Here is a 13,955-nt window from a genome sequence, read left to right on the forward strand (position 1 = left end):
TCAACGTGATGCGGCGTTTTCACATATCTCTGGCCTTTCGCGCCGCAAGCTCCATTTGCTCGTTCGCTTACTTGATCGATTCAAGCGTCCGAACCTGCTTGGTGTTGCGAACAGGTATTCGCCTTCGCGGGTGCGAATCGTCAGGGTCAGGCGGCCGCGGGCCATGAAAGCGCCGTTGCGAACGACCCGGCCGATTCGGTAGTTATTGCTGCCCGAGATCACCATGACCTCTTTCCCGTCGAGTTTGGTTCGTATGTGGTGTGTCTTCGTCATCATCTTCTCTTTCTCGCTCGGTACGCCCCATGCGTACAACCACATGAGGGCAAGTCTGGCGAACACAATCAAGACAATCCGGCCAGGATTCCGAGGGGATTGTGCAGATTCTTCGAGATATATTTGCGACCATTAGGCCTAAGACAGGCACAGATGTTGCATGGCTACTTGGTTGTTAGAGTAGATGATGGCGTCTAAGGAGGTATCAAGAGTTTGGTGCCCTTCAGCGCCGACATTCGGTCTGAACCGCGTCTCGGGCTGGAGCGGTCTGTGCTGGCACAGAAGTACGCGGCGGTGGACCGTGACGACGCCAGCGTTTGGTGGGATGCTGAATACGCCAAGACGCCGACGACGGTGGCCCAGCGGGTTCACATTCTGAGCGGCGCAATCTTTCCTATCTTTGACAAGATCATGGGCTCGTCGGGCATCCAGAGCGTGAAAATTGCACCAGCGGTGCCCTGAGGAGGTACAGCGCTGGTGGGTCTGAACCTCGCTCCGTCGGATGTGCCAAGCGTCAAGCAGCGGCTCGGCATTGGCACGCCACTGAGGCAAACGTGGCCGTTGAAACCGACGCGGCGGGAAACCTCAAACCCTCCAAAAAGAAATCCACGGAACGCATCGACGGGATCGTGGCCACGGTCATTGGCCTGGGCAGAGCCCTGCTCGAAGAGGGCGAATGCAACCCCCGCGTGTTCCTGATTCTGTGGTGAACAGACGATAGGATCCGGTATTAGAGTCTCCATTTGTCGCTTGTTTAACCCCCTTTTTGAATTCCCTTCGAATTGGCATCCGGAACCCTTGCCAATCAATATGTTTAGCAAAACTGTCCTTCCGTAGGTGGTATCGCGATCCTTACTGCGGCGCTAGAGTCTCGAGATAGCCTGCGAATCCAGCCACGGACTGTTTGAATACTCTATTGTCAGACGCTGGTTTCGCGATACCGACTACGCCTTCGATAGCGGCCACGATGAATGCAGCAGCATTGACTGTTTCTAGATCGCGCCGGACAAGCCCATTCCGCTGGCCGCGTCTCAGAGCGCCAGCGAGTACGGATCGCCAATCGTCGAGCAGCGCATTCATGCGGGCGCCAAACCCCGAATCCACTCCCCCGACTTCTTGAATCAGGTTGTTCAACGGGCACCCCTGTGCCAGGTGACGATTGGGCAGTTTTGTCAAGCTCTGCATTCGTGCCCTGAGTTCGCCTAGCGGGTCTTCGGTGCGCACAAATGGGTCAATCCAACGCTCTCGAACCCATTGTGCCACTACCTCGTCGAATACGCAGTATCCGAGTTCGTTCTTGTTCCTGAAATGGTGATAAATCGCGCCCTTCGTGACGCCGGCTCGTGACATGATCGCGTCCAGCCCGGTTGCTTGGAATCCGTTCCTGAAGATCAGGGAAAATGCGGCACCGATGAGTTTTTCACGGCTTGTCGCGCGAATCCGTTGATTAGTCTGCTTGCCCATCCTAGCGCCTCGAAATGGATTCTGAAGGGTTACGGTACATCGCTGGCACACCTCTTGACAGCATACCGACCGGTCGGTATGCTGTCAAGAACAAGGTCGGAGGAGCTCGAAGATCTGAGCGAGAAGACCGTGCCGGTAGTGATGGACAGCTCTTGATAGAAACCCGATCGCCCGTCCATAAGAGTTTTTTCAGCGGTCACTGCGGGTGGATGCGTGATGTAAAAAACTCTCAATTGACAAGTAACGACCCCAAGAGAAAGGAACAGGAAACCATGAATTCGAAACGCCTGGCAGTTGTATGTATCGGACATGCACTCATATTTGCGGCTGCTATTCTGATCTCTTCGTTGGTGCTTGCGGGTACAGGACATAACCAGACGATATCCAACTTGATTCTTGCTCTCTGGTTCATTTCCTCCTTGTTCATTCCCGGGACCGCCGAGAGAGTCAAATGCGAATGGTCATGCATCCGGAGGCTCTTCGGTTTTTCGGGCAAACCATCGTCAAAGGGATGATGGGTTTGGCGGACAGGATTCACAGATCATTTAGACCGCACTCACCTCGCGCTTCGGCAGAGTTGAACGCGCGTTAGCGGAATCACGCTTAACAGTTTTCGAATTGGAAACTCGGAGCCCCAATTCATGAATTCGAAGTTGCCTTGATTGTTGCCCTTAAGTGCGGTTCCAAGGGGCCCTGTTCGAGTGAGTCACGGCGGGCCTTCTCGGCAGGTGCCAGCCGGCATGTCTGGGAGCGTTGACAATGCACGTTTGCGAGGCTTGCGTATGTTGGCCAGACCGACGGTCGCATGAGTCGGGCGTTTTTTTTCTCCAACTCCTCAAGTCGTTAGGCCTGGTCGGCCTTCAAACCGCCGTACTCCTTCAGCCAGCGGTAGTACGTCTGCACCATCACGCCGAATTGCTTGCAGGCATGGACGATTGTTTGTCCCTGAGAATCCATGACCAGTTTTGACAGGTAATGGAAACACGCTATGCGAAAGGGGATAATGAGCTAAAATGTAGTGTTTCACGCCAAATGAGACAGTCGGCACTTCCGGTATAGTGATGGATGCTCCGAGTCCCCTGAGGGAGAACCAGCTTCGCAGGTTCCCCCTCAGACTCCCCCTCCTTGAGCTTCTTCCCCTCCGCGGGGAGGCCTTGTTGGAGAGGGCAGCAGGTTTGGTCGCACGGAGGAACGTACCGTGTCCAATCGTAAGCCACGTCGTAGCTGGAAGCCGGCGGACAAGCTCCGCATTGTGCTGGAGTCCATGAACTCCGACGCCAAGCTGGCGGAGATCTGCCGCCGCGAGGGTCTCTCGCCCAACCTGGTCTATCAGTGGCGCAAGGCCCTGATGAAGTCGGCGGACAGCGTCTTCGCCCGCAAGACCAAAGACGGTGGGCCGGACCCCAAGATCGAAAAGATGGCCGCCGAGAATACGCGGATGAAGAGCGTCATCGCCGAGGTGATCGCCGAGAACCTCGAACTAAAAAAAACGCTCTCGGACTAAGCGACCATGCCCAGCTTCCGACAGAACTCCAGCGCGAGGTGCAAGCAGTGGTGACGCAGACAAAGCAGCGCATCCGATGGCCCCTGCGGCGAATCCTCCGCCATCTGGAGATCGCCCCGGCCACCTACCACCGATGGCTCACCAGAGCCGGCGATGGGGCCTCCGCGCCGACGGCCCGCGCTGCATCAGGGTCGCTGTTTGAAATTCTGCTCTGTGAACGGCAGAAGATCATCGACTATGCCCTGAGCCACGCAGACCTGCGACACCGCGAATTGGCCTGGAAAATGTTGGATGAAAACGTGGTCGCGCTCAGTCCCTCGACGGTCTATCGCGTCCTGGGTGAAGAGAATCTGGTGTGCCGCTGGGTTCCCCGGGGTAAGAGAAAAGGCGTCGGTCGGGGCGACCGGCCGACCCGACCCAACGAACAGTGGCAGACCGACCTCCGCTATGTGAAGGTTGGGCTGCGGAACTTTTACTTGCTGGCATTTCTGGACGTGTATTCGCGCTACATCGTGCATCACGAACTCCTGCGCTTCATGGATGGTCGCAGCGTCGCGATCGCCGCGGCCACGGCCATTGGAAAGCTTCCCGCCGGTATTCGCCCGACCATCCAGAGCGACCACGGCTCCTGCTACATCGCCCGGGAGTTCGCCCAGACCCTGGACGCCATGGACGTGGGACATCATCTGATCCGGCCGCACACGCCGACCGACAATGCTGAAATCGAGCGGTGCAACCGGACCATTGGCGAGAAGATTGATGAGGCGTTGGAAGTGCTGGAGACTGCCGACTTCGCCGCCGCCGAGGCTGTCATCGACGGCGTCATCGACCATTACAATCACCACCGGCTGCACAGCAGCCTGAACTATCTGCGGCCGGTGGACTATTATCGAGGTGATCCGGAGCCGCTCCTGGCCGAGCGACGCCGGAAATTAAAAACGGCCAGGGAACTGCGAAAGCAGGAGAACTTGAAACTGCGACAAAAACGACTGCCCTACCAGGCAGAGGAAACCATCCTTAATTCCGAAAGGCAATTTGTCTCACTTTGAGTGAAACATTTCAAAAAGCGTAACCCGTGAATTCCGTGTGGGTTGCGGTTTTGACCCAATTGAATCCTCTACTCGACACGGCCCGTGGGTTGGCATTGGCGATGGCATGAAGAATGGTGCGATTTTGAGCGTCCTCATGGTCCAGTCCAGCATCAGGTTCCGAGTGCCAAGACCAGTAGCTGGATGTCCAACCCGTCCACCGCACCATCACCGTTAAAGTCTGCCCGAGCAATCTGTGCGGGATCCTGCTCGTTTCCTAGCAAGGTTTCCACGAAGGCTGCCACATCATTTAGATCTTGTTCCCCATCTGCGTTGAGGTCGGCGAACGGTCGGATGCCGAACCATGATCGCGAGAAGGGTGAGGCAAGGAAGAACTCCACGAGCGCGTCCGCGACCTTTGCGGCACCAACAGGCCCGGGGTGTGTCCCGTCAGATTGAAAATCACCGCATTGCCAAACCATGCCGTCGGAACGGGGTGAAAGGCCGTCGGCCCAGAGGTAGGGTCCCCAAGTCAGCCATGGGGTCACGGTGTTGTAGTTGAGGTCTCCGGCGATGGGATCGCCGGGGGCATTTGACATTTGATCTATCTGAGACTCCACCAACCACTTGACGGAAAAACCAGATTCGTAGGCATAGGGCTCGGGGTTGAGGGCATTCGTCGCGTACCCGGCATAGATGCGGCTGGAAAAGAAGATGCTTCGGAGGTTTGGGTACCTCGTCTGACAGGCCCTCACAGTGTTTCCCAGGCGCGTCATAAGAACGAAGGCGTCGGCGGAGGGACTGGGCAGTGATACTTGCGGCACGGCGTCGGCCTGCTTGAGCCAGACGACTTGCACTTGTGCTTCGGTTAGGCCGCGTTGTGCCAGGATGGACTGAGCAGTGTCGTAAACGGGCGAGGCGGCGGACTGCCAGCTGGAGGCGTCCTGGCCGCCTTGGGCGGCGTTGACGATCTTTAGGGTCGCATGATTGACATCAGGGTGAATGGCGGCGCGCGACGCAAACTGCATGAACTCAATCGACGTATTCGACATTCCGACGGACATGAGCACGACGCTCCCGGCCGGGCTGGGATCGCCGTTGGCGTCCAGCGGGCCGATGCCGAGGGCGCGTCTTGCCCCTTCCAGTCCGTGGAGGGTGGGCGGGTGATTACGTCCTCCTTGGAATAGTCCAACTGAGTAGATGCCAAGATGAGGTTCTTGCGCCAGATCAACCAGCGGCGGAAAGCCGACCGACGACCCGGCGCAGTTCTGCCCCATTAAACGATTGCCGGGCAGAATGGAAAGCATCGCGATCACTAGGCCGGTTGTCACCGGCAGGTTGCGCGGACGGTTCAACTGATACCTCTTACCCGGAAGGGCTCGATGATGCGGAATAACAAGCATGAGCACAACTCTCTTCTCCCCAGTGTTTATTCTCGTTTGGTGGCGGGAATTGCATGATTCTGGGACGATTAGGGATGATTCCATAGATCACCTCGTCTCGTGGATCCGTGGAGGGCGCCGGGATTGGCATCTGAAATGGTGCAATTTCGAGGGGTCTTCCAGGAATGTACACCGGGGGAACGAATTCGCAGGCGTAGTTTCTGCGGCTGAACTCGGATTGGAAGTCGATTGAAACTGACCCGGGATAGCGAAGGGTTCCTTCAGCAATTGGAGCCATTACGGCACCAGCTTTACGGGTACGCGCATCGTGCGCTGAATCGGTCGGACCAGGTCGCCGATGTGCTTCAAGAAACCGTGATGACGGCGTGGCGAGAGTATCCGCGTTTTCTGGCCGGTACGAATTTTCGGGCATGGGTGTTTCGGATCATGGTAAACACGATCTTCACATTCAATAAACGAACTGGTCGCGAGCGAACAATTTCCGACGTCGATACAACGTTGGATGTCGAGGCTGTGCTGGAGCATGAATCCGAATGGGCTTTGATTCTTGAGGAACCGAGCCGCTTGCAGGACATTCTCGACGAACGACTGGTTCAAGCGCTGGATGACCTGGGACCGAACGAGCGGCAGTGCTTCCTCCTGGGTCAGTTGCAGGAGTTTTCGTACAAGGATATCGCTGACATGCTTGATCTCCCGTTGGGCACAGTTATGTCGCACGTCCATCGCGCTCGCATAAAGTTACGGGAGCGGCTGGCAAGTTTTGCGATTGAACGCCGGTACATATCGGGGGGGCGACCATGAATTGCCAACAGGCACGTAGCCGACTGAGCCCTTATCTCGATTCCGAACTCGACGCCGGCACAACCTTCGCGATAAGCGAGCACCTGCGAGGCTGCGACGGGTGCCGTGGTCGATTTGAGGCTGAGCGCGAGGTCGAGCGGCTAGTCGCCACCCGGCTTCAGTCAGTTCACGTGCCGAACGCACTGTGGGACGAAATCGTGCGCCCGATCCGACAACGGTCATTCAGTCGTTGGCGGCTGTACGTACCGCTGGCCACCGCTGCGGCAGTCCTCATCGTCACCTGGACCGGGTGGACCCTTAGCAGACGGGAGAGGATTCAACCGCACTGGGTGGTCCAGGAGTTTCTGGCCGAAACCGACGGTGGCCAGCCATTTGCGACGTCGTCTCCCCGAGTGAACAGCGCGGGCATGACGATGCCCCTCGAGCCGTTCGCGGACCTGGTTGTCAGTCTTGCCGGCGAATACGCACTGAACCATGTTGTTCAGATGGTGCGGCTCGACACGAAAGCGGACGAGGATGGCGCCGAGTTTGTAGAACTTCGGCTGAACTGTTGCGGCGAACCAGTGCTACTGCGGGCGGCGAGGCGGGATCATCCCGGCCGTATGCGTGAGTTCATCGGTGCTGATTCATCGAAGCTCGCATCGCTCCCAACGACCGACAAGGTGACTATCACCGAGCGCGAAGTGGGTGATTATGTTGTCGTGGCTGTTTCGCGGCATCCGGTATCACAGCTCCTTTCGGGGATACGGATTCAGTAAACCAACAAGCACCAGAGGCATTGCTTATGTCTAAGTCCATGCGTCGTCGTCCAATGAAGATCTCGCTCTTTGTCGCCCTTCTTCCAGCACCGATTCTGGTCGGAGTTCTTTGCGTGCAAACCGGTTGCAACTCGGGTCGTCAAGCGGACGCGCACCAAGGTTCAAGCACCGATGAACTCATTGGGACGAAGAAGTGGTCGGAATTGTCGGTCGCAACGCTGGAAGGCAATCAGATAAAGCTATCAAACTTGGTCGGCAAACCGATGATTCTTGATTTCTGGGCGACGTGGTGCCCACCATGCCGAAAGCAACGCGAGGTACTGCACGAGCTATCGGGGAAGTATCGTGATCAACTCGTCATTGCGGCCCTTTCCGTGGATCAAGACTCGGAAGCATGGAAGCACTACGTCTCAAAGCACGACAAGATGACACACGAATTACGTGCTACCCCGGAGCTCATCGAACGCTTCGGTGTCGAGGCATTGCCAACGTTGGTGATTATCGACTCGGCGGGCCGAGTTCAGAGCGTCTCGGCCGGATTGACAGACGTCGAAGAGCTTGGCAGGATCCTCAGGCCCATGATGCAGTAATCTTGTGTCTCAGCCCCGCTGGATAGTGTTCGTCAAGCAACTCGGAGTGCCCAAGGCAGCTGGGATTCATGAGGCGTTCAGGCACGAGTTTTTGAGCCATCTCTTGTCGCCGCACAAGCCTGATCGACCGGCGTGCTGCGCGCGAAGCAATGGGCAACATAATTGGCGACAGGTGTCAGTTGTCTCGTGATGGGCAAGGCCCTCACGAGGTGACGACAGGAGCGTTACAAGCCCGGTTCGTACGATGACAAAATGGGTTACAGCCCGCCGTAGGGCCTTGCTCTTGGAGTAACCGACCTCGGACATCTCCACCTCCTGTCGAGCTAGAAGTAGCTCGCCCACAATGTTGAAAAGAGAACTCCGCATGTTTAGAAATCTCGCTGTTGTGCTCTTTCTTGGTGGCGCGGTTGCGTCAAGCGGGGGTTGCTTAGGACGGTCCGCTGCCGGCTTGCACTCCACCGATCAAGCGGTGCACGTCGTGTCGACTTCATCTCCCTCTTGCCCGATTTGCGCGCTTTACAGCCTGCACCGGACGGAAGTAGTTCGCCTTCAATCCGACGAAGGCCAGGGAACCGGGGTGGTAATCGGTTCATCGGGCGATATCCTTACCAGCGCCCATGTTGTTGCCGGCTTGGAAGAAGTCCGCGTCGATACTCATGATGGGCATCACTTCTTAGGAAAGATCGCCTTCCGGGACGTGGAAAATGACCTTGCTGTCGTCAGGATTGAAACGCCTGGTTTGGTATGGAAGACTGTCAAGCTCGATTTCGATGAAGATTTGCCCGTAGGCACCAGGATCTTCGTAATCGGCCATCCGGTTGGGCTGGGCTGGACGGTGACGCAAGGCATCGTTTCAGGACTGCGCGGGGCCGGCGAAATTGCCCTCTCGGAATTGATCCAGACCGATGCGGCGATTTCTCCCGGCAACTCCGGCGGTCCGCTGCTGGACGAACACGGGCACCTGGTAGGAATCGTTCGATCCAAGTTGATAGGGCCGGGAGTCGAGAACGTGTCATTCGCAGTCCCTTCGCGGGTGGTCAAGATGTTTCTCGGTCGCGTACCTTCCAGAACCACTTCAACATCGAACGCGTTTCTCAGGAGCGCCGGAATCCTGGCGGCACGGACATGATGGATCGTCAGAGGGAGGCGCTCCGCGAGAAATCGAAGGACTGCATCATGCCTTACAAGTCTGAGTCCGCAACGCGGAAACCGTCGCCCCCAGCATCGCATCAGTTGCAATGCATGGAGGTCTGGGGCGGCAACACGGCCATCGAGAGCGGAATTTCTCTTCCCGGCATTGATGCGTGGGTCTATAGTCAGCCATTCAAGGGCCAAGCGTCCGGTGGCGATGTGCATTACGTTTCAATGTGCGGCATGGGGCGCATTGGCCGGTTCATGTTGGCCGACGTATCCGGCCACGGAACCAGCGTGAGTGAACTGGCGATCCAACTCCGAAAGCTCATGCGCAAGTCGATCGGCCGACATGATCTGACTCGGCTTGTGCGGGGGCTGAACCGTGCGTTTGGACGGCTGAGTGAGAGCGGCGTCTTCGCCACCGCCGTGATCATGACGTACTTCGCCCCTACGGATCAGCTCGTGTGTTGCCTTGCCGGCCATCCCCGGCCGCTTTGGTATCAAGCAGCAACGCGGACATGGAGTTTGCTCGGTCCATCACTCACTGATACGCTTGAGTTTCAAGGACTTCCGCTTGGCATCATTCGTTCGACGGAGTATCGCCAGTTCGCCGTCACGCTCAATCGTGGCGATCTCATCGTCGCTTACACCGATTCTCTCATCGAATCTCACGCGCCCGATCGGGAGCCGCAAGGAGAAGACGGCCTGCTTTCCGTGGCATCGTCGATCGGCGCCGGCCAGCCCGCGACGTTCGGGCACGACCTGATCGCCGCGGTCGATCGTGCCTCGGGTGACGCGGCCACGACCCGCGATGATGACCTCACACTGCTCGTGCTGCACCACAACGCGAGCGATCCGAAGCCCGTGAGCATCGGGCATCGCCTGCGAATGATGCTGAAGATGATGGGGCTCTGAGCGGGCGCATCCGGCAACCTAGCCGCTTCAATACCTCCACAATTCTTTCGCTTGGCTCTGCCAGCCCCTAATTCGCTGCTCGGGGTTAATTGTGCAATTTTCCCGCCAGCCCCGGAATGTACTCACGGTGCCGGCAAACGGATGCCCGGTGGCGAAGTAATCCGCCTGTGGTCGTATGCAAATGGAGTCCATTTCGTTGGCGTGCCAAAATCGGCGCCACAAACCACTCTTTGATTGGATTGAACGCTTGCGCATGAAGATGAGCGTAGATGTCATCGAAGCGGCGCCCGTTGATGGACTGGCGGAATCAATCTCCACGTGTGACTGTTCGAGACGATCGTGGTTTCGTCAGCCGATGCGGCTCATGCTTCTGTTTGCTGGTGGAGGGATAACGGTGTTTATCGCGGTTGAACGCATTGGAACGACGGCGAACGCGAGCGCCATTGAATTCACAACGAACTACGGCGGTGGGTTTCTTGCGATCGGTTTGACGGACCATGATCCGGGTTTCGTCGTTCTTTCAGCGATCGACCAAGAGCATGTGGATGTCTCGGCGGAACAATCCAGCAGCTTGGCCGTGGGGACGCGCACTCGCGCTGAGGTCCACACACCACAACAGCGATGGTCGACGAGACTTCGCTCGCCGCAGGTCGTCATCGTCAACGATGATGGAACAGTGATCGGACGCGATGTGCAATGGGGGTTCGAAGACTTCGCCCGCATACGAGCGGCCACCGATTGTTTGCATGAAAGCGCGAAAAAGAGACACCGGTGCGGCGCGCCCTTCACCGACTTCAATGATCTGGTGACTTCCGGGGCGTTGAAGCACGTACCGGACGAGGTGCGGGTCTTCCTGAAGCGCCACGAGGAGCCTTGAACGAACTGTGTTTGCTCGGCGGTAGAGAGGCCCAATGTATCCCCGGGACGCAAAGAAATCTGAATTGGGCAGAATACCTAATTGGAGACCAAGTATGAAGTTGACTGGAAAACTTGTGATTGTGGGGCTGGCCGTGTTCGTGGCGCCGATGGGTGTCAGCGCAGCCGATCTGCCGCTGGCGCTGGACGGCAAGTGCTCGGTGTGCCTTGCCAAGACGAACAAATTTGTGGAGGGGAAAGCGGCGTACACCTCTGACTACGACGGTAAGACGTATCGCTTTCCGGCGGCTGAGCAGAAGAAGATGTTCGATGCCGACCCGGCCCAGTTCGTGCCCGCTTTGGGTGGTGACTGCACAGTGTGCCTGGTAGAGGTGGGCAATCGCGTGGCAGGAAAGACGGAGTATTCGTTGATTCACAAGGGCCGACTGTACCTATTCCCGGAACAGAAGCAGCTTGCCATGTTCAAGAAGAAGCCAGCCAAGTACGCCGACGCCGATCTTGCACTGGGTGGTGACTGTGCGGTTTGTCTCGTGAAGAAGAACAAGGTCGTCAAGGGCGATCCGAAGTACGCGGTTGTGCATGACGGGCTCCGCTACCTTTTTCCTGGCACTGAACAGAAGGCGATGTTCGAGAAGAGCCCGGCAGCCTTCGCACCGGCTCTCGGCGGCGATTGTGTTGTCTGCAAAGTGGAAATGAAAAAGAGTGTGCCGGGCAAGGCGGAGTTTCAGACGGTGTACAACGACCGGCTCTATCTGTTCCCCGAGCGGAAGCAACTCGACATGTTCAAGAAGAATCCGGCCAAGTACGCCGACGCCGACCTGGCGCTGGACGGCAAGTGCGTCGTTTGCAAAGTGGAGATGAAGAAGGACGTGCTGGGTAGCGAGGATTTCGCAGTCGACTATCACGGAAAGCGATACCTGTTTCCGGACGCTAAGACGAGGGGCATGTTCCTTTCCAATCCAACTAAATACGCGAAGAACTGAATGACGAATTCTACGGTGGACACGCCCGTGGCGAGCCAAGCTACTCCTCCGGCACGCCCGGGCGATTGTCCACCGTACTCCCAATAGTCGAAAAAGCGAATTGACTTGTCCGTATTCATGGTGAATAGCCGCCGGCATGTGTGTTCGCGACTGAACCCCGCTGCTTCGATCAGCGATAGCCGTTTTTTCACGCGTCGTTCTCGCCTGGTGACGAGTATTCGGTGCCTTTCGGGTGGGCCTCGTGGCGACTCGATCGAGCTGATGCGATCTTTGGATGCGGTCAGCCGTCTGCTGCTGTGATCGAAATGAAGCCGGCTTTTTCCCCTCCGGGAAGCACCGGGAATCCCTAAGAAGGATCCCGGTGCTCTCCATCTTGCGGTGACTCACTTCTTGCCTCGGCGAGCGGTAGGTTGAACGGGAAAATCGACGCGAACATGAGATGGTCGTGCCGCGAAGTTGTAATTGTAGTTGTGCGAGAAAAATGATGACAGGATGCACGAGAAGAGTCGCAATGAGGCGCATCGCCGTGATCGTGATGCTGGGGTTCATCGGCCCGGGCTTTGTTCGCGGCGAATCGATCCCTGTTCCGAACTTTTCCTTCGAGTTGCCGGCGGTTACGCGCGACGAGATGAACCCGTTCGGCGCCCTCCCGTTCATTGATGACTGGGACGAAACCGAGGTCGGTCTTCAAGACGAATTCGATCAAAACACGGGTGTCTTCTTGAACATCGACCCCGGCTCACCGGATCGGATTTCGAACGCCCACCTTGATCGGCTCGCCTTTATGAGTTCATTGGTCGGGAACGACCTGCGGCAGGAATTGACTCGGGTCTTTGAGGTCGGCCGGTCGTACCAACTGACAGTGGCCGTCGGGACCAGCTCGACATTCCCGGTGGGCACCGATGAGGCATTCGAGATTGCGTTGTTTTACTTTGAGAATGGCGTCGAACAAGTGATCGCTTCAAGCCTTGTCCATGGGGCCGATGTCGGAACGACGGTCCTATCAGACGTCATCGTTGACGCGCCAGTGGTTTCGTTGGGCGACGCGTGGGCTGGCCTGCCGATCGGCATCCTGATTCGCCCTTCCATCGACGACTCCAATGATTCGGTCGGAGAGGGATTTTGGAACCTAGACTTCGTCCGGCTAAGCGCGTCCGATCCGGCGATGACCGGGGACGTCAATTGCGATGGAGCCGTGGATCACCATGATGTCGTTGCCCTGGCCGAAGTTCTGATGGGAATAGACAAAACACCGTGTCACGTCGGTGCAGCGAATGTGAACGCGGACATGGAAACGAACGGGCTGGATATTCAACCGTTGATCGACCTGCTTGTCTCTTCGTGAGGCCGCCCGGTGAGCATCCAGAATCCGTCTGAAGGACATACCGCGAAGTTTGACGTGGCTCGAGAGAATGGACTCAATATGATCTCAATCAATCATTCAAGTGGACGGTCATTCGGTGGATTGTCACATGGACTCACGCTGATTGAGGTCTTGGTATCTGTTTCCGTCGTCGCCGCGCTGATCGCCGTCCTCGTCCCGGCGCTCAGCCATAGCCGACGCACCGCACATGAGACCGCGTGCCTCTCTAAGTTGCGCCAACTCGGAGTAGCGATCGCCGCCTACGCAATAGACCACGACGGCTTTATACCCTACGGTCCCAAAGCACCTCCGCCATCCGCCACGAATTTCTACCCGCAGACGGGAAACGTCACATCGCTGTTGTCACTGGAAAGCGGCGCCCCGGTCGGCCTCGGATTGCTCCTGCACGGTTACCTCGGAGTTATTCGGGAAGTGCTGTTCTGTCCTGGGGCCGATCAAGATCAGGATACCCAAGCCGCCCTTGCGGACGTCGGGGTGTCGCAAGTCGAGGGTAGTTATTATTACCGCCACGCATCCGTGTCCACCCTGAGCGGCCCGGCGAAGCGTCCCCGCGTGAAGCTTGATGCTCTTGGCACGAATCGAAGGGGGGGAGCGATTCGGTGCCTCGCCCTGGACACCCAGTTAATCGCGCCGCCCAAGATGGCGGTGTTCAACCTAAGAACAAGAACCCATCATCAGCAGCGCCTCGTGAACGCGCTCTTCACCGATGGGCATGCAAGCACTCACCTCAACATAGATAGGCGTTACACAGTCGACGTCACCGTTTCGATTTATAACACACTGGATGCCATTCTACGAAACTTCGAAGCCCTCGATTCTCAATGACGCATCTGCTGAATCTC

At 57.2% G+C, this 13,955-nt stretch carries 17 protein-coding genes; 13 read left to right on the forward strand and 4 right to left on the reverse strand.

All coding sequences use genetic code 11. The features are described from left to right. On the reverse strand, window positions 1–345 hold the full coding sequence (locus tag HS101_11595) for a hypothetical protein (GenBank protein MBE7506909.1): 345 nt from the start codon (window positions 343–345) through the stop codon (window positions 1–3). Window positions 346–489: 144 nt separating this feature from the next. Here HS101_11595 and HS101_11600 point away from each other — a divergent pair, with 144 nt between their 5' ends. Together HS101_11600 and HS101_11605 are read left to right on the forward strand one after the other, a co-directional pair. Continuing rightward, on the forward strand, window positions 490–735 hold the full coding sequence (locus HS101_11600) for a hypothetical protein (GenBank protein MBE7506910.1): 246 nt from the start codon (window positions 490–492) through the stop codon (window positions 733–735). After that, window positions 732–983, forward strand: a complete 252-nt coding sequence (locus tag HS101_11605; protein MBE7506911.1) for a hypothetical protein — start codon at window positions 732–734, stop codon at window positions 981–983. Before HS101_11600 ends, HS101_11605 begins: the two co-directional genes overlap by 4 nt. A 142-nt stretch (window positions 984–1,125) precedes the next feature. Here HS101_11605 and HS101_11610 read toward each other — a convergent pair whose 3' ends face one another. Together HS101_11610 and HS101_11615 are read right to left on the reverse strand one after the other, a co-directional pair. Beyond that, the gene (locus tag HS101_11610; protein MBE7506912.1) at window positions 1,126–1,737 is read right to left on the reverse strand and encodes a TetR/AcrR family transcriptional regulator; all 612 of its coding nucleotides are present in this window, start codon (window positions 1,735–1,737) and stop codon (window positions 1,126–1,128) included. 843 nt (window positions 1,738–2,580) lie between these two features. Beyond that, window positions 2,581–2,694, reverse strand: a complete 114-nt coding sequence (locus HS101_11615; GenBank protein MBE7506913.1) for a helix-turn-helix domain-containing protein — start codon at window positions 2,692–2,694, stop codon at window positions 2,581–2,583. A 241-nt stretch (window positions 2,695–2,935) separates the two neighbouring features. Between HS101_11615 and HS101_11620 the strand changes: the two genes are divergently transcribed. Together HS101_11620 and HS101_11625 are read left to right on the forward strand one after the other, a co-directional pair. Continuing rightward, the gene (locus HS101_11620; GenBank protein MBE7506914.1) at window positions 2,936–3,241 is read left to right on the forward strand and encodes a transposase; all 306 of its coding nucleotides are present in this window, start codon (window positions 2,936–2,938) and stop codon (window positions 3,239–3,241) included. A gap of 47 nt (window positions 3,242–3,288) precedes the next feature. Next, window positions 3,289–4,290 (forward strand): DDE-type integrase/transposase/recombinase, encoded by a 1,002-nt coding sequence (locus tag HS101_11625; GenBank protein MBE7506915.1) that lies wholly within the window; start codon window positions 3,289–3,291, stop codon window positions 4,288–4,290. Between the two features lie 152 nt (window positions 4,291–4,442). Here HS101_11625 and HS101_11630 read toward each other — a convergent pair whose 3' ends face one another. Further along, complete coding sequence (locus HS101_11630) at window positions 4,443–5,624, reverse strand: hypothetical protein (GenBank protein MBE7506916.1); 1,182 nt, start codon at window positions 5,622–5,624, stop codon at window positions 4,443–4,445. Between the two features lie 276 nt (window positions 5,625–5,900). On the opposite strand from HS101_11630, the gene HS101_11635 reads away from it, so the two are divergent. The 9 genes from HS101_11635 (at window position 5,901) to HS101_11675 (ending at window position 13,938) form a co-directional block, all read left to right on the forward strand. Further along, a complete protein-coding gene (locus tag HS101_11635) occupies window positions 5,901–6,473 on the forward strand; it encodes an RNA polymerase sigma factor (protein MBE7506917.1) in 573 nt (190 codons plus the stop codon). Continuing rightward, entirely contained in the window at window positions 6,470–7,231 is a 762-nt protein-coding gene (locus HS101_11640; protein ID MBE7506918.1) for a zf-HC2 domain-containing protein, read from the forward strand. Before HS101_11635 ends, HS101_11640 begins: the two co-directional genes overlap by 4 nt. 26 nt (window positions 7,232–7,257) lie before the next feature. Beyond that, a complete protein-coding gene (locus HS101_11645; GenBank protein MBE7506919.1) occupies window positions 7,258–7,821 on the forward strand; it encodes a TlpA family protein disulfide reductase in 564 nt (187 codons plus the stop codon). A 364-nt stretch (window positions 7,822–8,185) separates the two neighbouring features. Beyond that, entirely contained in the window at window positions 8,186–8,950 is a 765-nt protein-coding gene (locus HS101_11650; GenBank protein MBE7506920.1) for a trypsin-like peptidase domain-containing protein, read from the forward strand. Then, window positions 8,947–9,870 carry a serine/threonine-protein phosphatase gene (locus HS101_11655; protein MBE7506921.1) on the forward strand — a complete coding sequence of 308 codons (924 nt, stop codon included), beginning with the start codon at window positions 8,947–8,949 and terminating at the stop codon, window positions 9,868–9,870. The genes HS101_11650 and HS101_11655 overlap by 4 nt, the downstream gene beginning before the upstream one ends. A 196-nt stretch (window positions 9,871–10,066) precedes the next feature. After that, window positions 10,067–10,747: a hypothetical protein gene (locus HS101_11660; GenBank protein MBE7506922.1), complete on the forward strand. Its 681-nt coding sequence runs from the start codon at window positions 10,067–10,069 to the stop codon at window positions 10,745–10,747. Window positions 10,748–10,841: 94 nt separating this feature from the next. Beyond that, window positions 10,842–11,729, forward strand: a complete 888-nt coding sequence (locus HS101_11665; protein ID MBE7506923.1) for a hypothetical protein — start codon at window positions 10,842–10,844, stop codon at window positions 11,727–11,729. A gap of 511 nt (window positions 11,730–12,240) precedes the next feature. After that, complete coding sequence (locus tag HS101_11670; GenBank protein MBE7506924.1) at window positions 12,241–13,074, forward strand: hypothetical protein; 834 nt, start codon at window positions 12,241–12,243, stop codon at window positions 13,072–13,074. A gap of 78 nt (window positions 13,075–13,152) precedes the next feature. Then, entirely contained in the window at window positions 13,153–13,938 is a 786-nt protein-coding gene (locus HS101_11675; GenBank protein ID MBE7506925.1) for a prepilin-type N-terminal cleavage/methylation domain-containing protein, read from the forward strand. The last annotated feature ends 17 nt before the right edge of the window (window positions 13,939–13,955 follow it).

The organism is Planctomycetia bacterium, from assembly GCA_015075745.1.
Classification (GTDB): domain Bacteria; phylum Planctomycetota; class Phycisphaerae; order UBA1845; family UTPLA1; genus UTPLA1.